Source organism: Bifidobacterium sp. LH_449 (assembly GCF_056356755.1).
Genome location: NZ_JBKEUV010000003.1, coordinates 96,010 through 117,505 on the forward strand (window position 1 = coordinate 96,010; position 21,496 = coordinate 117,505).

The 21,496-nt window shown below is 59.9% G+C and carries 16 protein-coding genes; 12 read left to right on the forward strand and 4 right to left on the reverse strand.

All coding sequences use genetic code 11. The features are described from left to right. The first annotated feature begins 134 nt into the window (after nucleotides 1–134). Together rpsO and AC1AX7_RS03720 are read left to right on the forward strand one after the other, a co-directional pair. Nucleotides 135–404 carry a 30S ribosomal protein S15 gene (gene rpsO, locus AC1AX7_RS03715; RefSeq protein ID WP_476508754.1) on the forward strand — a complete coding sequence of 90 codons (270 nt, stop codon included), beginning with the start codon at nucleotides 135–137 and terminating at the stop codon, nucleotides 402–404. Between the two features lie 238 nt (nucleotides 405–642). Next, nucleotides 643–3,333: a polyribonucleotide nucleotidyltransferase gene (locus AC1AX7_RS03720; RefSeq protein ID WP_476508755.1), complete on the forward strand. Its 2,691-nt coding sequence runs from the start codon at nucleotides 643–645 to the stop codon at nucleotides 3,331–3,333. A gap of 98 nt (nucleotides 3,334–3,431) precedes the next feature. Here the strand turns inward: AC1AX7_RS03720 and AC1AX7_RS03725 are convergent, their stop codons facing one another. From AC1AX7_RS03725 to AC1AX7_RS03735, 3 genes are all read right to left on the reverse strand, one after another. Further along, nucleotides 3,432–3,875 carry a hypothetical protein gene (locus AC1AX7_RS03725; protein ID WP_476508756.1) on the reverse strand — a complete coding sequence of 148 codons (444 nt, stop codon included), beginning with the start codon at nucleotides 3,873–3,875 and terminating at the stop codon, nucleotides 3,432–3,434. A 938-nt stretch (nucleotides 3,876–4,813) separates the two neighbouring features. Continuing rightward, on the reverse strand, nucleotides 4,814–5,890 hold the full coding sequence (locus AC1AX7_RS03730) for a sensor histidine kinase (protein ID WP_476508757.1): 1,077 nt from the start codon (nucleotides 5,888–5,890) through the stop codon (nucleotides 4,814–4,816). Nucleotides 5,891–5,939: 49 nt separating this feature from the next. Continuing rightward, a complete protein-coding gene (locus AC1AX7_RS03735; protein WP_476508758.1) occupies nucleotides 5,940–6,605 on the reverse strand; it encodes a response regulator in 666 nt (221 codons plus the stop codon). A 170-nt stretch (nucleotides 6,606–6,775) separates the two neighbouring features. Here AC1AX7_RS03735 and AC1AX7_RS03740 point away from each other — a divergent pair, with 170 nt between their 5' ends. After that, complete coding sequence (locus tag AC1AX7_RS03740; protein ID WP_476508759.1) at nucleotides 6,776–7,639, forward strand: aldo/keto reductase; 864 nt, start codon at nucleotides 6,776–6,778, stop codon at nucleotides 7,637–7,639. Nucleotides 7,640–8,606: 967 nt separating this feature from the next. Continuing rightward, nucleotides 8,607–9,599: a hypothetical protein gene (locus tag AC1AX7_RS03745; RefSeq protein WP_476508760.1), complete on the forward strand. Its 993-nt coding sequence runs from the start codon at nucleotides 8,607–8,609 to the stop codon at nucleotides 9,597–9,599. A 189-nt stretch (nucleotides 9,600–9,788) separates the two neighbouring features. Here AC1AX7_RS03745 and AC1AX7_RS03750 read toward each other — a convergent pair whose 3' ends face one another. Further along, entirely contained in the window at nucleotides 9,789–11,282 is a 1,494-nt protein-coding gene (locus tag AC1AX7_RS03750) for an aminotransferase-like domain-containing protein (RefSeq protein WP_476508761.1), read from the reverse strand. Nucleotides 11,283–11,532: 250 nt separating this feature from the next. On the opposite strand from AC1AX7_RS03750, the gene AC1AX7_RS03755 reads away from it, so the two are divergent. From AC1AX7_RS03755 to AC1AX7_RS03790, 8 genes are all read left to right on the forward strand, one after another. After that, nucleotides 11,533–12,180 carry a LysE/ArgO family amino acid transporter gene (locus AC1AX7_RS03755; protein WP_476508762.1) on the forward strand — a complete coding sequence of 216 codons (648 nt, stop codon included), beginning with the start codon at nucleotides 11,533–11,535 and terminating at the stop codon, nucleotides 12,178–12,180. A 174-nt stretch (nucleotides 12,181–12,354) separates the two neighbouring features. Further along, entirely contained in the window at nucleotides 12,355–14,055 is a 1,701-nt protein-coding gene (locus tag AC1AX7_RS03760) for a peptidase U32 family protein (protein WP_476508763.1), read from the forward strand. A gap of 32 nt (nucleotides 14,056–14,087) precedes the next feature. Next, nucleotides 14,088–15,110 (forward strand): purine nucleoside phosphorylase YfiH/LACC1 family protein, encoded by a 1,023-nt coding sequence (locus tag AC1AX7_RS03765; protein ID WP_476508764.1) that lies wholly within the window; start codon nucleotides 14,088–14,090, stop codon nucleotides 15,108–15,110. Nucleotides 15,111–15,196: 86 nt separating this feature from the next. Continuing rightward, nucleotides 15,197–16,012 carry an IspD/TarI family cytidylyltransferase gene (locus AC1AX7_RS03770; protein ID WP_476508765.1) on the forward strand — a complete coding sequence of 272 codons (816 nt, stop codon included), beginning with the start codon at nucleotides 15,197–15,199 and terminating at the stop codon, nucleotides 16,010–16,012. 38 nt (nucleotides 16,013–16,050) lie between these two features. Further along, complete coding sequence (locus AC1AX7_RS03775) at nucleotides 16,051–16,731, forward strand: pyroglutamyl-peptidase I (protein WP_476508766.1); 681 nt, start codon at nucleotides 16,051–16,053, stop codon at nucleotides 16,729–16,731. A 203-nt stretch (nucleotides 16,732–16,934) separates the two neighbouring features. Further along, the gene (locus AC1AX7_RS03780) at nucleotides 16,935–18,614 is read left to right on the forward strand and encodes a DivIVA domain-containing protein (protein ID WP_476508767.1); all 1,680 of its coding nucleotides are present in this window, start codon (nucleotides 16,935–16,937) and stop codon (nucleotides 18,612–18,614) included. Nucleotides 18,615–18,757: 143 nt separating this feature from the next. Continuing rightward, the gene (locus tag AC1AX7_RS03785; RefSeq protein WP_476508768.1) at nucleotides 18,758–20,095 is read left to right on the forward strand and encodes a C1 family peptidase; all 1,338 of its coding nucleotides are present in this window, start codon (nucleotides 18,758–18,760) and stop codon (nucleotides 20,093–20,095) included. Between the two features lie 246 nt (nucleotides 20,096–20,341). Then, nucleotides 20,342–21,472 (forward strand): 3-deoxy-7-phosphoheptulonate synthase, encoded by a 1,131-nt coding sequence (locus AC1AX7_RS03790; RefSeq protein ID WP_476508769.1) that lies wholly within the window; start codon nucleotides 20,342–20,344, stop codon nucleotides 21,470–21,472. Nucleotides 21,473–21,496 lie beyond the last annotated feature (24 nt).

Consider the following 21,496-nt stretch of genomic DNA (forward strand, 5'->3'; position numbering starts at 1 on the left):
CGTCGCCTGATTTCGAAGCTGATTCGCGGTGTCGGGCGTCTGTGTATAATTGACCTTCGGCGTGTTTCGCCCGCGGATAGAGAGCGCATCGGCATCGGGCCGGTAGCACCGCGCAGCAATATAAGGAGGATGCCGTGGCACTGACGGCTGAAGAAAAGCAGGAAATCATCGCTAAGTACGCGACCCATGAAGGTGACACCGGCTCTCCGGAGGTCCAGGTTGCTCTGCTGAGCAAGCGTATCGCTGATCTGACCGAGCACCTCAAGGAGCACAAGCACGATCACCACTCCCGTCGTGGTCTGCTGCTGATGGTCGGTGACCGCCGTCGTCTGCTTGATTACCTCAAGCGTGTCGACATCAACCGTTACCGCTCCCTGATCGAGCGCTTGGGTCTGCGCCGATAAGACTTTCCGCCCGGACACGATTGTGTCCGGGCGCTTTTGGTTGTCAGCTTTCTGACGAGGGATGAAATGCAAGCGCCCGGGGAATGGGCACGAGAAGTCTGGAATCTGGAACTACGAGGAGCACGCGGCCAGGTATGCCGCACAGCTGGCAGACAAGAGCAGCTGCCGGACGCCGGTCCGGTATTTTGGAATGTTGGATTGATAGTAGGAAATAGCAATAAATAAAAGGAGGAACCCTATGGAGGGTCCCGAAATCAAGGCCGTTGAAGCCGTTATCGACAATGGTTCATTTGGCAAGCGCACGCTGCGCTTCGAGACGGGTCGTCTCGCCCAGCAGGCGGATGGTGCGGTAGCCGCCTATCTTGATGATGATTCGATGGTCCTTTCGACCACCACCGCCGGTTCCAGCCCGAAGGAAAACTATGATTTCTTCCCGCTGACCGTTGACGTTGAAGAGAAGATGTACGCCGCCGGCAAGATTCCGGGCTCGTTCTTCCGCCGTGAAGGCCGTCCGAGCTCCGAAGCCATTCTCGCCTGCCGCATCATCGACCGCCCGCTGCGTCCGTTGTTCCCGCACACGCTGCGCAACGAGGTGCAGGTCGTGGAAACCGTGCTCGCGGTGAATCCGGACGATGCCTATGACGTCATCGCGCTGAACGCCGCTTCCGCCTCCACCATGATCTCCGGCCTGCCGTTCTCCGGTCCGGTTTCCGGTGTGCGCCTGGCCCTGATCGACGGCCAGTGGGTCGCCTTCCCGCGTTGGAGCGAACGCGAACGCGCCGTGTTCGAAATCGTCGTCGCCGGACGCGTGGTCGAAAACGGCGATGTCGCCATCGCCATGATCGAAGCCGGCGCCGGCAAGAACGCCTGGACGCTGATCTACGATGAGGGCCAGATCAAGCCGGACGAGGAAGTCGTCGCCGGCGGTCTGGAAGCCGCAAAGCCGTTCATCAAGGTCATCTGCGAGGCGCAGAACGAGCTGAAGGCCTTGGCCGCGAAGGAAACCAAGGAATTCCAGCTGTTCCCGGAGTACACCGACGAACTGTACGCCCGCATCGACGAAATCGCCCATGCCGATCTGGATGAGGCGCTGTCCATCGCGGAGAAGCTGCCGCGTCAGGATCGTATCGCCCAGATCAAGGCCGGCGTCAAGGAGACGCTTGCCAACGAATTCGAAGACATGGACGAGGCCGAGAAGGAAAAGGAAATCGGCAACGCGTTCAAGGAGCTGCAGCGTCAGATCGTGCGTCGCCGCATCCTGACCGAGGACTACCGCATCGACGGCCGTGGCCTGCGCGACATCCGCACGCTGAGCGCCGAAGTCGACATCGTTCCCCGCGTGCACGGCTCCGCCCTGTTCCAGCGCGGCGAAACCCAGATCCTGGGCGTCACCACGCTGAACATGCTCAAGATGGAGCAGCAGATCGACGCTTTGAGCGGTCCGCAGACCAAGCGCTACATGCACAACTATGAGATGCCGCCGTACTCCACCGGTGAAACCGGCCGCGTCGGCTCCCCGAAGCGCCGTGAAATCGGCCACGGCGCCCTCGCCGAGAAGGCTTTGGTGCCGGTGCTGCCGAGCCGTGAAGAGTTCCCGTACGCCATCCGTCAGGTGTCCGAAGCCATCGGCTCCAACGGCTCCACCTCGATGGGTTCCGTGTGCGCCTCCACGCTGTCGCTGCTGGCGGCAGGCGTTCCGCTGAAGGCACCGGTCGCCGGCATCGCCATGGGCCTGGTCTCCGGTGATGTTGACGGCCAGCACATCTTCAAGACCCTGACCGACATTCTGGGTGCCGAAGACGCCTTCGGCGACATGGACTTCAAGGTCGCCGGCACGTCCGAATTCATCACCGCCCTGCAGCTGGACACCAAGCTGGACGGCATTCCGGCCGACATCCTGGCCTCCGCCCTGCAGCAGGCTCACGAGGCACGCACCACGATCCTCGAGGTCATCAACGAGTGCATCGACGGTCCGGCCGAAATGAGCGAGAACGCTCCGCGCATCATCACCACCACCATCCCGGTGGACAAGATCGGCGAAGTCATCGGTCCGAAGGGCAAGATGATCAACCAGATCCAGGAGGAGACCGGCGCCGAAATCGCCATCGAAGATGACGGTACCGTCTACATCTCCTCCGAAGGCGGAGAAGCCGCCGAAAAGGCGAAGGCCATCATCGACCAGATCGCCAACCCGCATGTTCCGGAAGCCGGCGAAACCTACAACGGCAAGGTCGTCAAGACCACCAGCTTCGGCGCTTTCGTGAACCTGACCCCGGGCACCGACGGTCTGCTGCACATTTCGCAGATCCGCAACCTGGCCAACGGCGAACGCATCGACGCCGTCGAAGACGTGCTGAAGGAAGGCGACAACGTCGAAGTCGTCGTGCAAGGCGTCGACGACCGCGGCAAGATCAGTCTCGCCATTCCGGGCTTCGAAAACGAGGAATCCGCTCCGGCACGTCGCGATGACCGTCGTTCCGATCGTGACGACCGTCGCCCGGCCCGTGGCCGTCGCGATGACCGTCGTTCCGATCGCGACGATCGTGACTTCGACGATCGTCCGCGTCGCCGCCGCATGGACCGCGATGACCGTGACGATCGTGATTATGACGATCGTCCGCGTCGCCGCCGTGTCGAACGCGATTACGATGACCGTGACGACCGTGATTATGACGATCGTCCGCGTCGCCGCCGCATGGACCGTGATGACCGTGACGACCGCGACTACGATCGTCGTCCGTCCCGCCAGGCCCGTGACGATCGCGATAATCGTGACGATCGCCGTGGTGGCCGCGGCGGCCGTCGTTTCGACCGCAATCCGCGCTATGCCGCCGACGAGAACTATGACGAGTACCGTTCCGAACGCGAAGAGCGTTCCGAGCGTCCTCGCCGCCGCGTGCGCCGCGACTTCGACCCGTTCGAGGACTGATGCGACATATGTGATGCCATGATCGTGACATCGGCCGCATGATTAGACGACTGGCAATGTGAAGCCCGCAGGCGTGCGCTTGCGGGCTTCACATATTATTATTTTGTGGTGTCGATGCGATATGCGATTTCGCATTCCGCGTCGGACGACGGCGCAATTTGTACTGTACGGCCAACGACGGCTTGCGGAATACTGACGGTCACCGTTTCGGATGTAACGTCTGTCCCGCATTGCATAGCGGCGGTTTCCGTAGAGTCGCCTATGGTGAGGCTGATGTCTAAAGTTCCGCTGCCGATGCAGAATACCGTTAGTTCGTGAACCCCCGCCGACTGCTCGGTCTCGTCGGTATCCAGAATCGTCATGATTTGACGTTGTCCATCGTCATTGACGAGGTAACTGGGACGAGGCGAGGCCAAAGCGTCGGCTTCTCCCTTGGCTTCAACCGCTTCGGACAGCATCGCAACCTGTGCTTTGTCAAGGACATGCCCGTTCAAAGTCTCCGACGAGGATGAATCACAGGCCGCCTGTGTGCACAGCAGCATTGCGACTACGATTCCCGTGCATAATGTTCGAAATGATGTGTGCGTCATGTCAGGTCTCCCAATATTTGTATCCCCAGATATTGCTGGACGGCACTATTGCGCTTCCGGAAGCGACCTGTACCGTGTTGCACGGCGCCACGATCGTGGTCTTCCGGACATTGACCTGCCAGCCAAAATTGCCATATTGAAGATTGCCATAGCGTCCGGGGGATACGTCGTGCGAGTAAATATACGAGACGGATCGGGAGGTCACCGTAGCCAGACTTGCCCCGGCTGAGACGGAGGCATTGACGACTTCGGCGACGCTCACTCCGACTGTGCCGGATATAGAAAGAGAAGCATTGACTGTGTATGATATGGCCGTATTGGCTGTCACTGTGCCACCGGGCCGGACCGAAAGATCTGGCCTGTGGGGATGTGATAGTTGCTGTTGGTTATGGTGGCCGTCGTGTACACATTCCCGACCTCAGGACAAGCGCGTAGCGGTGCAGTCCCTTCTGCGAACGCTACATTGGCGTTCATGGAAAACATGACCAGCGCGGCTATCGAAGCCACGAGAAATCTCCATCTTTTCATCTCGATTCTCCTTTCATTAGGATTCGTGCCCCATTGCACGACATCGGCATCTCCGATGCACACATTGGTATATTTGTGTCAAATCACTATCTATTTCGGTTGCAGAAAACTGCAAACGCGATATACAGCAAGATGCGGACGCCGGTAGTGTCGGTTATTCGAAGAAGTGGCCAAACCGTAAGGTGAGGTTTTATGCGTGCAAGATTTTGGGTATTACCGTGTTTGGCGATGTTGGTTTTATCGAATCAAACAGATCTCATCATTGAACTGTCGGGTGATATTTTAATGGAATATTCCGTTCTGGACTCTGGGATGCCTTATGTTCCAGTTTGTCCTCCATGGATGGAGTGGATATGCGGCAGTTAATCGTATAGCGGATAGGTGATGGTGAGCAGCCAGACGTCGTCGGATTGCTCTTCCCGCCATGTTCCGCCTAAAGAATCGATTAGTTCTTTATATCGCGTAAGACCCGTGCCATGCTTAAAATGCGGATTTGCGATATCGTGCCGTGGCGTATCGCATAACGAAATGTGTATTGTGTCGAATCTGCGGGCGATGATAAGCGTAAATCCTTGATCGAGTTGGGCATGTTTGCTGATATTGCCGAAGATCTCTCGTATCAGGCTGCAGGTCAGAATCGCCTTTTCTTCGGTTGTTTCCTGCAATATGCCGGGGGAAGTGAGTACGTCGCCGTAACAGTTCAATACTTGGAGGAGTTTCTTTTGCCTATCGATGATTCGAGTGATTTGTCGCTCGTATTGTTCGTTTCCTGAACGATTCGATTGATGGGGAATAGAGGGGAAGCGTAACTTTCGGATGATGGCATGAGCGTGCTGCAACGCATCGTCGGCCGTATCTCTGATGGTTTTCACATACGGCTGCAGATCGTCTGGGAGATGCTGTTGCGACAAGTGTTCGGCGAGCAGTATGATGTCGCTTAATTCATTGCACGTATAATCGTGAAGGTTGGCTGCAGTCGCGGCGTTTCGTGTCATGATTATATTGCATTGCCGGCTGTCGTCCCTCTGGAATTTCCAGCGTAACGCGATTCCGCCCGTCGACGTCAGAATGATGGCGGCAAGGAACGACCATATGCCTCCTTTGAGGAACGCGGCGTCGTTGGACTGCAATGCCATTCCCAGCTGTCCGATGCATGCCAGAACCGCTGCGAGCATACCTTGAATGATGTGTAGGTATGTCAGCAGACCGATTGCCAGAAAGATTATGAACAATGCAGTGAACGGAGTGGCGAAAGGAAGGAAATCGGCGGTGAGGGACACCGCAAACATCGCCCATATGCCGATTCGTATTGTGTGGAAGCAGCAAACGTATGCGATCCATAGACACAGCAGCCATAACGTCTGCATGATTGCGGCATTCGTCTGCGTAATCCAATACATGGTTTCTCCGGTAGCGCAAAGCAATGCGACGGCGATCATGCAGAGCATCCATGGATGAGACGGGGAACAGGTACTCTGCCTGAGAGCATTAGACAATATGGTTCTCCTTGCACCATTGCAGCGAGGCACTCCAATTGTCTGTATGTAATTTCCGGTTGATGTTTCTATGATGCGAGTATACGGTTTCCTGCGCAATGCCGAGTTGTGCCGCGATTTGCGATGGGACTTTTCCGGACAATGTCAGTGTAATGATGGTTCGCTCCGTATCGCTCAGCGGAATGCGCCCATCGGGAGCATCAAGCAAAGCCGCTGACTGCTCTGTGGTATGAAAATCACTGTCGGCCGGATACCGCTGTCCTTGCAGGACAGCGGATATAGCGCTCTGCAGACTGCGTCGCATATCCTTTTTCGCCAATAGGGTCTGCATTCCGGAATCGATGCATGCCGTTCGGTATGTTTCCAATTGATATGACGTTATGCCTATGATGCCGATGTCGGGAACGTGTTTACGTATGATGCGTGCGATCTGCGGGCCTGTGATGCCATCGAGCGCCATGTCCAGGATGATCAGATTCGTGGGCGACGTCTCGTGCCTGCATTGTTGTATCGCTTTGGCGACCTGAGTGGTAGACCATATGGTTATGTTGTTCCCATACCATGAGTGGAGCAGCGAGACCATGAATTCCAAGGCGCATTGGTCGTTGTCGATGATGCCGATGCGCGTGTGGGAGATGTCTGGAGATAATGTGCTCATATATCAGAGAATAGACGTCGTTGCGGCGCGCCGGTCGGGCATCTCTCGAATTGCGGCTGTGTTTGCTGGAATCAGGGATATCGTTATGCGACTTGTAGCGGTCAAACGTCGAATCTACGCTGGAGACAGCAGAAAACCGCTGCCAACCGATTCCGTGCAAAGGAGACACCATGGCATTGTTGCGCAATCTCGGCCCGTACAGCACGACCGCCATCGGCCACGGCGAAATGCCGCTGACCATCGAAAACAATCTCGGCCACGACAAGGGGATCGAAACGCTGCACGCGTCGCTGGACGCAGGATGCCGCCATATCGACACGGCATGGGCGTATTACACGCCGGGTGAGGAGGAGCAGACCGGCGAAAAGCTGGTGCGTGAGGCCTTGGAAACCTGGAACGGCCCTCGCGATGAGGTGACGGTCGCCACAAAGGTCGGCCTGCGCCGCGCGTGGGATGGCGACAAGCCGGTGTGGCCGCGCGACGGCAAGCCGGAGCATCTGATCGAATACGGCAAGCAGTCGGCGATGGCGCTTGGCGTCGACGAAATCGACCTGCTGTATCTGCACCGTCACGATCCCGAAGTGCCGTACAACGAATCCTGCGAAGGCATCAAGGCGTTGCTCGACCAGGGCGTCGCCAAATGGGCGGGCGTGTCCAATGTGACGATCGAGCAGCTTGATATCGCGCGTGGCATTCTTGGCGACAAGCTGGTCGCCGTGCAGAATCAGTATTCGCCGATTCATTTGGAAACGCAGGATACGCTGGATTACTGCCGCGAGCTTGGCCTGGCGTTCGTCTGCTGGAGCCCCCTCGGCGGCTACCGCCATCCGTATGACGAGTCGAAATTCGACCCGTTCCGCGAAGTCGCCGCCGCGCACGGCGTCAGTTATCAGCAGGTCGTGCTGGCATGGGAGCTGGCGAAGGGCGACCACATGTTCGTGATTCCGGGCGCTCACCGTCCGGAGACGATTCTTGACAGCCTGAAGGCCGACCGGCTGCAGCTGAGCCCGGAGGAGCTGGCCAAGCTCGGCTGACCCCTTTCCGCCGTTCGTCGCGCGGAATTCGCGGTGTCATATCTGCGTCATCCGCGTCATTGCAAAGGCGTCCGACCAATGTCTGCGTCGGGCGCCTTTTTGCGATCATTTTCGTAAGTTCCGTTTTTCCGGAACGCGTCTGAGCGGTAGATAGCACATTCTTATGTGCAAATGCTCATGGAGGATGCGGCCATGGCGAGTATGCGTGTATTCGCCTCGCCTGCTGTTTCGACCTCGATCTGATGCTTCTTGCCTTCCATAGATACCGGCGGCGTTTGGCATGGACGCATCCAGGAACCGCTATTTTCCGAACAAGGAAGACCCCTGGCAATGTAATTGAATCGGACATGGGATTGCTTGATGCAAGTTTTCGCTCGGATTATGACCGATGACGAAGTGGTCTTTTCTGACGTAATTACATTGGTGGCAGATGTCCATATCGCACGGCCTACTAGGGGAGTGATGAGATCCGGCGGTTCGTCGTTCGTCGAACATATGGTCGCTGGATACGTTTTTGCGGGAGGCATTGTCTTCCGTTCCCCTGGAATTACGTTCAACGGTCAAAACGAATGGTCCGTCGGCTCGGGCCACGCCGCAGCGCAATTCCTTCTCGCACTGGATGCACAGTTCGTTCCTGCCCTGTCCCAGGTCTCTTTCGCACCTGTCCTTCGTGTATATGCAATGGTCCTTCCCGACGAACTCGTACGCCATATCAGGTTTTCCTCCCGTGTCATGGTGTTGCGACGTTCGCTAGAACCCGTCTTTGCGGGAAATGTCCGGGGGGGGGGTATCCCTGTCATCGTGGTTCTAATGAGGAGGGGCTACAACGAAGGTTTGGATGGCTTGCGACTGCCGTTCAAGCGATATGTAGATTGAGAGTTTAAGGTTTATCATGAAAATTGGTAAGAAGACGATTGCTTGCATCGCTGCGGTTGCCTCTCTGGTTGCGTTTTCACCAGTCGCAGTCATGGCAGACGACAACACTGTAAACGATGCGAGCGTTCAGCAGGCTGGTCCTGTGAACGCGCTGTATGAGGTGTCGTTCATGAATGCGGACAACACGCTCAATACGATCGTGGGTTTCTACGAGGATCAGAACGTGACGTTCGGCGATTACGCCGCGAACGCGGTTCCGCAGGCGATCGACGGCAAGGTGTTCGTCGGCTGGACGACCGGTTATGGTGAGGATGCGACGCCTCTGTCGGCTGATACGAAGGTGACCGGTAATTGGACTGTGTATCCGATGTACGAGGATGTGGATGCCCCGCGTGTGGAGCATAAGGTGTCGTTCATGAATGCGGACAACACGCTCAACGTGGTCGTGGGTTTCTACGAGGATCAGAACGTGACGTTCGGCGATTACGCCGCGAACGCGGTTCCGCAGGCGATCGACGGCAAGGTGTTCGTCGGCTGGACGACCGGTTACGGCGAGGATGCCGAGCCGTTGGCCTTGGACACGAAGGTGACCGGCGACTGGTTTGTGTATCCGATGTACGAGGATGTGGATGCCCCGCGTGTGGAGCATAAGGTGTCGTTCATGAATGCGGACAACACGCTCAACGTGGTCGTGGGTTTCTACGAGGATCAGAACGTGACGTTCGGCGATTACGCCGCGAACGCGGTTCCGCAGGCGATCGACGGCAAGGTGTTCGTCGGCTGGACGACCGGTTACGGCGAGGATGCCGAGCCGTTGGCCTTGGACACGAAGGTGACCGGCGACTGGACCGTGTATCCGCTGTATGAGGATGATGCGGCGACGTCCGATCCCGATGATTCAGGTGAGGTTCCGTCGGATGCGGATTCCTCAGACACGAACGGTGCCTCCGTTTCTGATGCAAAGGATACGCATAAAGATGGTGCTATTCTGGGTGAGACAGGCTCCGCGGTTTTGGGATTTGCCGCTTTTGCAGTCGTTCTGCTTGCGGGCGGTTTGTTCCTGAAGCTTCGTAAGAGGGCCTGAGTCTTTCCGACTTCCTCATAAAGCGGTTGACAGCATTGGCTGAGTCGCAAAAGGCTGATGCCTGACGTTTATCGGAGAGATTGGCGGTGTGTCATTGGAATTCCGGAATTCCAATGACACACCGTTTAATGTTTTGTATGGTTGAACGTGGGCCGCGCTCGGATGCCGTAGGTCCTTTACCCCGCAGACTCAATCCTCCATTTCGCGCACCACTTCGGCCAACGTCCCGACGGCGCGGCGGAATTCCTCCGGCGTGGTGTACGAATAGCTCAGCCGCAGTGAGTTGTTGGCTTCGAAATCGTAGATGTCGCCCGGATTGAGCAGCACCCCGCGTTCGGCCGCCAGTTGGAAGACGCGTCCCATGCGCATCGGACGCTTGAAGGTGAGCCAGATATAGAAGCCGCCGATCGGCGTCGTCCATTGCGCGAGACCGGATAGCGTGTCCTGCAAAGTCCGCAGTGCGCAATTGCGTCGGCGACGCAGTTCGTCTTTCAGCGACGCCAGATATTCGTCGTACAGGCCCGATGCGAGGAATCGTGTGAACGCCCACTGGCTCAAGACGCTGGCACCGTAGTCCATCTGCATTTTCACATCGGCGAGGCGTTGCACGATCGGCTCGCCGGCCACGATCCATCCGATGCGCAGGCCTGGGGCAAGCGCTTTCGATGCGCTGCCCAACGTGATGACCATGCCGGTTTCGTCCAATGCTTTGAGCGGCAGCGGCGCTTCGCCGTCGAAGCACAGGTCGCGGTATGCGCCGTCTTCGATGATGGGCAGTCGGTTGGCGACGCAGCATGTGATGAGGTCGCGTCGTCGTTGCGCCGACATGGTGATGCCGGTGGGATTGTGATTGGTGGGGATGGTGTAGAGGACCGCGCCGCCTGTCTGCCGTCGTGTGTCGCGTGCGGGCGTCTGTTCGCCCAGCAGCCGTTGCAATGCGTCGATGCGGATGCCTTCGCCGTCCATCGGCACGCCTTGCAGTTTCATGCCTGCCGATTGGAACACCTGCAATGATTTGATGTAGCTTGGCGCTTCCGCGTAGACGGTGGATCCGTCCGGCAGGAGGCTGACGGAGATCATCTGCAGCGCCTGCAGCGCGCCGCTGGTGACGAGCACTTGCGATGGCGTGCATTGGATGCCGGTGGCGCACATGTGCGCGGCGATCGCTTCGCGCAGGGCCGGCATGCCTTCCGGCGGCGGGTATCCGAGGGAATCGATTTCGTCGGCGGCTTCGGTGAGCACGCGATGCCACATTCTTTTGGGGAACAGGCGCGGGTCGAGCTCGCCTGTGCCGATGCGCGTGATGTCGGGGGCGAATTCGAGGTGATTGATGGATTGGATGGTGTCGTTGTTGGCTTTGAAGAAGCCGGATGACACGTAATCCGCCCATTGCGGGGCGCCGGGCAGCATCAGCGACCATGTGTTGCTGATGATGGTGGTGCCGGCGCCGTGCCGTCCCTCGACGATGCCGTAGTCGGCGAGTTCGCTGATCGCGGCGATGATGGTGGAGCGGTTGACGCCGAACGCTTCGGCCATCGCGCGCTGCGAGGGCAGGCGCGATCCGATCGGCCATGCGCCGTCGGAGACTTGGCGGCACATGTAGTCGACGATCTGTTCGGTGACGGGGACGTCGGATGCGCGGTCTGGCTTCCAGATGATGTCGATTGCTTCGATGCGTGCCATGATGTGCGCTTTCTGTGGTTGTGATGCGCCGTTTGTGTCGGACGACGTGGGATTGGTTGGGGTGATTGGTTGGGTGGGGGAGTTTTTTGGCTGGTTGCTGCTGATTCTTTAATTTCTACAATTGAACCATAGATAGAAAGGTCGCGTTGAAAGGCGCGGCTTTTTGTTGTATAGGCAGCTGAAATTTGGTTGGTTTGGTTGGGTGTGTTTAAGCCAGCCAAATGTATTTGGTTGAGTGGAGGATGTGAATATGGGGTTCTATTTGCAGGGCCTGACCATGGGATTGGCGTACGTGGCTCCGATCGGCATGCAGAATCTGTTCGTGATCAATTCGGCGTTGACCAAGACGCGTCGCCGCGCGTTGCTGACCGCGCTCGCCGTCAGTGTGTTCGACGTGATTCTGTCTTTGGCGTGCTTCTTCGGCGTGGGCGCGCTGATACAGAACAATGAATGGCTGCGTTTGGGCGTGCTCGCCGTCGGCGGCGCCATCGTCATCCGCATCGGTCTGGGATTGGTGTTGCCGAAGCGCGGCAAGGACGGCGCGGGGGAGAGGGATCATGCCATCGCCCGAACGGATTCGGATTCCGGCAGACAGGGCGTGCTGCGCACCATCGGCACGGCATGCGTGGTCACATGGTTCAATCCGCAGGCCATCGTCGACGGCACGCTGATGCTCGGCGCGTTCAGCGCCACGTTGAGCGCGTCCCAGTCCACCCCGTTCATCACAGGTGTGGAAACCGCGTCGTTGCTGTGGTTCTTCGGCGTCACGCTGCTGGTCTCCGCCTTCCGTCACAAGTTCAGCCCGAAGATCCTGGAAATGCTGAACAAGGTGTGCGGCACCGTCATCATCATCTATGGCGTGAAGCTCCTCTTCGACTTCGTCACCACCATTCTCTGAACCGTTTCCCGCTCGTCGGCGCCACACGGCTCTCCCCGTTCGACGGGTCTGATTCCGTGACCCTCGTGCCGTTTTCCGGCTTCAGGGGAAGGTAAGTCGGCGATTGCACGCTCGGCGGACGGCGAGTCGGCTGGGCCGCCGGCGAACCACCCCCTCTTTTACACTGGTTGGGTGATGAATGCGAAGATCGAGAACCATATGCGCCGCAAGCCGGAAGTGCTGGCTCCGGCCGGCAACCTGCGCGGCCTGAAAACCGCCGTCGACTACGGCGCGGACGCCGTATACTGCGGCGGCAAGGCGTTCGGCATGCGCAGCGCGCCGAAGAACCTGAGCCTTGAAGATTTCGAAGAGGGCGCCCGTTACGCGCATGAGCGCGGCGCCCGTGTGTATGTGACCTGCAATATCCTTCCGCGCAACAACGAGGTCGAGCCGATCCGCGAATACATCGGCCAGTTGAAGGACACCGGCATCGACGCGCTGATCGTCACCGACATCGGCGTGCTCATGGCGGCCCGCCGCATCGCGCCGGAACTGGAATTGCATGTGTCCACGCAGGCCGGCGTCACGAACTACATGGCGGCGAACGCGCTCTATGAGCTTGGCGTCCGCCGCGTCGTGCTCGCCCGCGAAATGGATCTGCAGGCCGTCCGTGATATCCGCGCGAACATTCCCGACGACATGGATATCGAAACGTTCGTGCACGGCTCGATGTGCATGGCGTTCTCCGGCCGCTGCCTGATCTCGAATTATCTGACCGGCCGCGACGGCAACCACGGCGAATGCGCGCAGCCTTGCCGCTGGAAGTATTCACTGGTCGAGGAGAAGCGCCCCGGCCAGGTCTTCCCCTTGGAGGAGACGAAGGAAGGCACGTACATCTTCAATTCGCAGGATATGTGCATGATGGAGCATATCGACGATCTGATCGACTCCGGTTCGACGAGCCTGAAGATCGAAGGCCGTTCGAAGAGCGCGTATTACATCGCCGCGATGACGAACGCCTACAAGACAGCCGTCAACGAATACATGGTGCAGCGCGGATTCGAGGATGAGGACGGCAACATGCTCAAGCCGTTCCACGACCGCGTGCTGCGCGGCGATGATTCGGATGCCGCTTTGCTGTCTGAATACAAGGATTTGCGGCACACCGAAGGCCCTGATTCGATTACGATTCACGCCGATGAGGCCTTCTGCGGCGTGCCTGATTTCGATAGCGCGATCAGTATCGATGATGATCGCGGCTGCGACGGCACCTGCAAGAACAAGGCCGGCAATGATGTGCGCGATAACGGCAGCGCCAACATTGGTGACGTCGACAATGCCGACAATGACGGCACCTGCTGCGGCAAATGCAAGCAGGATGATGCCAACGATGCCGTCGCAAACGATGCCGTCGCAAACGATGACGTCGCAAACAATGACGCCGACACTTGGCGGCATGCGCGCATCGCGCCCGCGCCGAAGGTCGTATTCCCCGAATGGCTGCATGAGGAGCCGTATAAGGTGGCGCATCGCGACTACAGCACAGGCTTCTATTATCCGGAGCAGAAGGTCACGCAGAACACCGACCGGTCCGCATACTTCCGCGAATGGCTGGTCGTCGGCGAAGTGCTGGGCTGGAGCCCGGAGGACGGCGGCCGTCTGACCATCATGAGCCGCAACAAGATCGAAGCGGGGCAGGACATCGAATTCCTGCTGGCCGGCCAGGCCCCATTGGCCTACACCGTGCCGGCGGGCGGATTCCGCGATGAAAACGACGGACCGGTCGAACTGATCAACAATCCGGCCCATGTCTTCTCGTTCCCATGCCCGCATGACGTGCCCGCCAACGCCGCCATCCGGTCGCGTACGAAAAAGCCGACCCCGAAAGCGGCCTGAAACAGCGTCAATCAATCATAGAAAGACCGACAATGAGCAATCCTCAATATGACGATGCCATTTTGAACAGCACCGCCATCAACCCCACCGACAAAGCCGGAAATCCGATTCCCGTCACCATTCCGATCGCGCTCGCGCCGGGCATCAAAGTCATCTACACCACCCGACTCGGCGGCGCCAGCAGCGGCGACTACGCCCACTTCAATCTGGGCGGCAAAAGCGGCGACCATCCGGCGCATGTCGCCGCCAACCGCGTCGCGCTCGCCAACGAAATCGGCGCGCGCCTGTCGCTGGTCAACCAGGTGCATTCCGGCGACGCCATCGATATCGACGATGTGTACGCCGACAATGCCGAGTTCGGCTTCGACGCATCCGGCACGCACACCGAAAGCGAACCGTCCGACGAAGCGGTCGCGGCGGCGGGAAACCGCATCGTCATCGCGGCCGACGGACAGGTGACCTCCCGTGCGGGCGTCGCTTTGGGCATGTTCGCCGCCGACTGCCTGCCGGTACTGATGGCCGATCCGGAAGCCGGCGTCATCGGCGCGGCGCACTGCGGCCGCAAAGGCCTGCAATCCGGCGTCATCGGCGCCACCATCGACCTGATGGTCGCAAAAGGAGCGGCACGCGAACGCATCGTCGCCACGCTCGGCCCCTGCATCTGCGGCGACTGCTATGAGGTCGGCGGCGACATGGCCGACGAATTCGACGCGCGATTCCCCGGCACCTTCACCCTGAGCCGCTTCGGCCAGCCCGGCATCGACATCGCCCGGGCAGCGCTGCAGGAGCTCGTCAAGGCGGGAATCCCGCAGGACAACGTGGTCTCCTCACGCCCGCGCGTCAACGCGGCCACGCAATACCTGTCGCAAGACGAGGAACTGGCGCAGCTGTGCCGGGAAGACGGCGAAGGCGACAGCCGGCTGTCCGAACGTTTCGGCAAGATCCGCCGCAGCATGTGCACATTGGAGAATCCTCTCTGGTTCTCGCACCGGCGCGCCGCGCTCGCGGGCAAGAAACGTGAAGGACGCATGCTTGCGCTGATCGTGCGCGAATAAGAGGAGTAGCGTAAAACGCGTGCATGCAGCCGCATGCGCGCAGCCTTGCGGAGACGGCGCTAAGGGACAAATAGAGAGGGAACAAGATGAGCGTGCCTGTGGTGGCAGTGGTGTTGGCGGCCGGATTCGGCACACGTTTCGACCCGAAGAATCCCAAGCAGCTGGTGTCGGTCGGCGGCGAGCCCATCGTGTGTTGGAGCGTCGACGCGTTCGAATCCGATCCGCGCGTCAGCGATATCGTCATCGTCGTCAATCCGCAGGTGCGCGATGAGGTCAACCGTCTGATCGATGGGCATGACTACATGAAGGTGCGCGCGATCATCGACGGCGGCGCGGAGCGTGTCGACAGCACGATGGCGGCGTTGCGCATGCTGGCCGAGGCCGGAATTCCGGGAAACGCGAAAATCCTGATCCATGATGCGGTGCGCCCATTCGTCGAACGCCATTCCATTGACGGCTGCATTGACGCGCTTGACGATTTCACCGCCGCGACGGTGGCCTATGCTTCGACCGATACGATTTTGCTGACTGAGGATTATGCCGGTGGCGTCGCCGGCGAACAGGTCGCCTGCAAGGTGGTGCGCCGCGTGCCGGAGCGGGTGAACACCTACCGCGCGCAGACGCCGCAGGCCTTCCGTTTCGACACCATCCGGCGCGCATACGCATTGGCCGCCGAAGATCCGGATTTTCACCCCACCGACGACACCCGCGTCGTCGTCGACTACCTGCCGAACGAGCCCGTGGCGATCGTGCAGGGCTCCGAAAGCAATCTGAAAATCACCACGCAATCCGACATGCCGACCGCCGAACGCATCGCCGAATCCATCCGCCGCGAACGTGTCAAAAACGACGCCCGAGCCCGCGTCCGCGCCATGTCCGGCGATGCGATCACGCATTCCTGAATCCGTCTGCGAAGCCGCGGCTGCCGTACACTGGAATCATGCAGCATGTGAACATCGTCATCTCCGGCTTCGCCCCATACGACGGCGTGGACGTCAATCCTGCCGTGGAAGTGCCTAAGGCCTTGGCCGAGCGTGGACTTCTGGGCGACGACATCGATTTCGACGATCCGCTGCGCAACGTGGAAACGTCGATCAGCGTGGTGACGCTGCCGGTGAGCTTCGCCAACGCATGGCCGACGCTGCTGCAGACAATCGAACGGCATCATCCCGATATCGTCATCGCCACCGGCCTCAAGCGCGCCGCGCGCGGCATCCTGTTGGAACGCTGCGCCACCAATGTCATGGATGCCGTCAAACCGGATGCCGACAATGCGTTGCCTCGCCGCGAGCCGATCGACGTCAACGGCCCGGCCGCGTATTGGACGCGCCTGCCGCTGCGCTCGATCCTGCGCGATTTCGCCGCGCACGGCGTGCCCGCGACGCTGAGCTCCGACGCGGGTACGTTCGTATGCAATTCGCTGTTCTACAGCCTGCTCAATTGGTCGTCGGCTCAAACCTGCGTATTGTCGGGTTTCGTGAGCTTCCCGCTGATCAATGAGACGCCTCATCCGCAGCGCGGCCTGCCGTTGGAACAGCAGATCATCGCCGGCCGCGACGTCGTACGCGAGGCGGTGCGTTACTATCTGCAGCCATCGTCGGGCGACATCCTGCTGGGCTGAGGCGGCGTCCGGCGCACGGACCGCGGTATCCACGCCGGTGCGGCCTGCCCCGCCCGCGCTCCGACTCATGTGAGCTGTGTAAGAATGCCCGTTTCCCGCGCGCTTTTACCGCACCGATGCGATAAAGTTGCGCTAGGCCGCAAAGCGGCAGGGTCTTGCGCCGGTGGGTCGGCGAAGGCGCAGGGGTGTTGAAAGGAAAAGTCATGGTGGATCAATTCCCGGTCGTACTGCGTGGATACGACAAGGACAAGGTCGATGAGGCGTTCGCCGCCGCACAGGAGACGTTGGGGCGTCTGCGCGAGCAGGTGGCGAAGGGCGATGCGAATATTCTGCGGTTGCAGACCGAATTGCGCGAGGAGAAGGCACGCAAGGTCGAAGAGAAGACGCCGTTCGCGTCGCTGGGCGCGAACGCGCAGCAGATGCTGGTTTCCGCGGAGCAGACCAGCACCGAATTGCTTGACCGTGCGAAGAAGGACGCGCAGGCCGTGCTGGCCGACGCTCGTCTGCAGGCCGAAACGCTGCTGAATAACGCGAAGCTGGATGCCGATCACATCGTTGAGGATGCCAATGGCAAAAGCGACGTGATTTTGCGTGATGCGAACGCGCGCGCCGCCTCCGTGACGCAGCGTGCGGAGGACGATGCACGTCAGCTTCGTGAAAAGACCTCCCGGGATGTCGCAGCGCAGCGTCAGAGCGTCGAATTGGAACTGACCAACGCCCGCGAAGAGCAGGGCAAGCGTCTGGCCTCCGAAAAGGCGACGCAGGATCGTGAGATTTCGCAGTGGCGCGCCGAAGCCACGGAACAGATCGCGCAGCAGCGCAAGGCGACGAACGAGGAGCTTGCCCGTCTGAAGAGCGAATCCGCCGATCAGATCGCGAAGGCGCTGGAGGATGCGAATCGCAAGCTGGCCGAAGTGCGCGAACAGGTGTCGAAGATGATGACCGACGCGCAGCGTCAGGCCGGTGAGATCACGGATGCGGCGAAGTCGAAGGCGCAGGAGATCACCGATGAGGCCGACGTGTATCGCACGAAGACGATGAGCCAGGTGAACGCCGAAGTCGAGCAGATCCGCGCCGACATCGCCGCCCAGCAGGATGAGGCCACCAAGAAGGTGAACGAGCTGCTCGCCCAGCTGGCGGCCAGCCGAGAGAACGCGAAGCATGAGTATGACGAACTGGTCGCCGAAGCGAACCAGGTCCGCGCGGATGCGGATGCGTATGCCGACGCGAAACGCGCCGAAGCCGACGGCCAGGCCGTCGAAGTGCTGCGCAAGGCCACCGAAGAGGCTGATGCGCAGGTGGAGAAGCGTCGTGCCGCGGCGAAGAGCGAATTGGACGGTCTGGAAGCCCGCATCGCCGAATTGCAGACGCGTGAGGCGCAGATCACGCAGCGTGTTGCGGAACTGCGCGAAATGTTCTCGCGCGCCTTCGCCGGATTCGGCGCGCCTGCGGCTTTGCCGGTGATGAACGCGGTCGTTGAAGCGCCGCAGGCTGAAGCCGCGCCGGTCGAGGCGCTGCTGCCGGAACACGATGCGGCGGCCGATCTCTTCGCCGCCATCGATGATGTCGCCGCCGCTGATGTCGTCGACGGCGTCGCCGATGCCGCTGCAGACGCTGCGGATGCTCCTGTGGATGCCGCCGCTGATGTCACGGATGCCGTCATCGAGAACGGTGACGTTGAAGAGGAAGCCGAGACTGAGGCATCCGATGACGCGGAGGACTCCGATGATGCTGCCGGCGAAACCGCTGATTCCGTCGACGGCGAAAGCTTGTCTGAAGAATCCCCGCAGGAGGAATCCGAGCGGGCGGAGTCTACGGAGGCCGGCATGCCGGTTTCCGTGGACTTCGAATTCCCCGATGACGGAGAAGGGAACAACGACTGAGTCAGGGCGTGGCGAGTCAACACGCTGACTAGACTCGTATCTGTTTGAAACCGCACGACGCCCCGTCATTGGCGGGGCGTCGTTGCATGGCCGGCGTGACCGACGTCCGACCATCATGATCGATTGCAACCAAAAGGAGCACCATGACTGAAATCACGCCGTTGGGCGCGCAGGATCTGAACAAGCTGTGCGACGATTTCAATGCCAGCGCCACAAACCGTATGGCGATGAACGCCGTCACCGCCGCCGGCATCGACAAGGTCGCCCGCAACTACGACCGCGCCCGTCTGCTGCAGCGCCGATTCTCCACTACGGTCGACAACGGCGACGTGACCAATCAGAACCGTTCCGGCCGTTGCTGGCTGTTCAGCTCGCTGAACGTGGCCCGTTTCGTGGCCAAGAAGAACATGGGCCTGAAGGAATTCGAGTTCTCCCAGAACTATGCGATGTACTTCGACAAGCTGGAGCGCGTCAACTACTTCCTGAAGGACATCGCCTCCCTGATCGAGGCCGGCGAACCGTCCGATTCCCGTCTCGTGCAGCACCTGCTGAACGATGTGATGGGCGACGGCGGCCAGTGGACGATGGCGATGAACGTGTACAAGAAGTACGGCGCCGTTCCGAAGGACCTGTTCCCGGAAACCGAATCCTCCAAGAACACCGGCGAGATGAACACCCAGCTGCGCCGCATGCTGCACACCGCCGTGGCCCACATGTATGCCGATCCGTCCAAGATCGACGAGATCATCGCCGACGCCACCGCGGCCGGCCATCGCATTCTGACGATCCACCTGGGCGAGCCGCCGAAGAGCTTCGACTGGGAGTGGACCGACAAGGATGACGTGTTCCATCGCGACGGCGAGATCACGCCGGTCGAATTCTGGAACAAGTACGTCGGTTCCGCCGATCTGGAAAGCTATGTCTGCCTGGTCGACGATCCTCGCACCGAGCATGTCAAGGGCAAGAAGATCGGCATCGAGCATCTGGGCAACGTCGCAGGCGGCGATCCGACCGAATACCTGAACGTGCCGAACCAGTTCATGAAGGACTGCGTGCGTCAGATCCTCGAAGAGCAGGGCATTCCGGTCTGGTTCGGCGCCGACTGCCATCCGATGATGGACCGTGTGAACGGCGCTTGGGCCACCGACCTGTTCGAATACGGCAAGGTGTACGACGTCGACTTCGATATGGATAAGGAACAGCGCGTGCGTTTCGCCGATTCCGCGATGAACCACGCGATGGCCTTCGTCGGCGTCGACACCGCCGAAGACGGCACCACCACCCGTCGTTGGCGCGTCGAGAACTCTTGGGGCGGTCAGATCGCCGACAAGGGCTACTTCACGATGAGCGACGACTGGTTCACCGAATACGTCTACGAAGTCGCCGTCCCGAAGGCGATGCTGCCGGCCGAATACCAGGCCGCTCTGGAAGAGCCGGCCACGATGCTGCCGGCGTGGGATCCGATGGGCGCTCTCGCCTGAGACGACACGTATGGCGTGACGTGATGATGATATGAATGACGGGAGGGCGGCCTTCGGGCCGGCCTCCCGTTTTCATAAGGCGGCACGGGCGCAATCCGTCAATGAACGGGAGACGCCGATGCCGGAATACCAATGGATGATACATCCCGCCTCAGGGAGGGATGGCATCATTTATAGTACGGGGAGCTCATCGTCTTGACGACCGGTGTAACCGATAGGGAACGAACGAGAGGAAGAAGGAACGACATGGCAGGTCTGCGTGGCCCGGATAGTTCGAATGACGCACGTCTCCTGGACGATCGCGCAGTGTTCCCGGAAACCGTCGACGTCAACATCCGTCAGCTCGACCCGATCCCCGCACCGCGATATTTCCTCAAAGAACTGCCCCTCACCGACGAAATGAGCGACCTGGTGCTGCGCTCGCGCCAGGAGATCCGCGATATCCTGCACGGTCGCGACGACCGACTGCTCGTCATCGTCGGCCCGTGCTCGATCCATGATCCGAAGGCCGCCCACGAATACGCCGAACGTCTCGCCGCGCTCAAACGTGAGCTGGAGGACCGGCTGGTCATCGTCATGCGCGTGTATTTCGAAAAGCCGCGCACGACGATCGGCTGGAAAGGCCTGATCAACGATCCCGATCTGGACGGGCGCTTCAATATCCGTAAAGGCATGTGGCTGGCGCGCAAAGTGCTCACCGACGTGCTGTCGCTGGGATTGCCGACGGCCACCGAATGGCTCGATCCGATCACGCCGCAATATATCTGCGATCTGATCAGCTGGGGCGCGATCGGCGCTCGCAATACGGAAAGCCAGGTGCATCGCGAGCTGGCATCCGGCCTGTCGATGCCGGTCGGCTTCAAGAACGCGACCGACGGTTCGGTCAAGCCCGCCGCCGATTCCTGCTTCGCCGCCGCTTTCGAACATCATTTCCTGTCGATCAATCTGGACGGCCGTGTGATCTCCGCCGAAACCAAAGGCAATCCGGACTGCCATCTGGTGCTGCGCGGCTCCAGCTCGGGGCCGAACTACGACGCCGAATCCGTGGCGGCGGCCCTGCGCGATCTGAAGGCCTCCAAGGCGAGCGGGCCCAGCGAACATGGTCTGATTATCGATGCCGCGCACGGCAACTGCGGCAAAGACGAAGTGCGCGAGGCCGAAGTGGTCGAAGAGATCGCCGCGCGCATCGCAGGCGGCGAACCGGGCATTCTCGGCGTGATGATGGAAAGCTTCCTGAAAGGCGGACATCAGAAGCCGGCGCCTTTGGAACAGCTGGAATACGGCAAGTCGATCACCGACGCCTGCGTGCCGTGGGACCGCACCGAAGAACTGCTGCACGCGCTTGCCGACGCCGTCGCCGTCCGCCGCGCGCTGTAGCGATGTCTTGCCTCTCCACGCCTC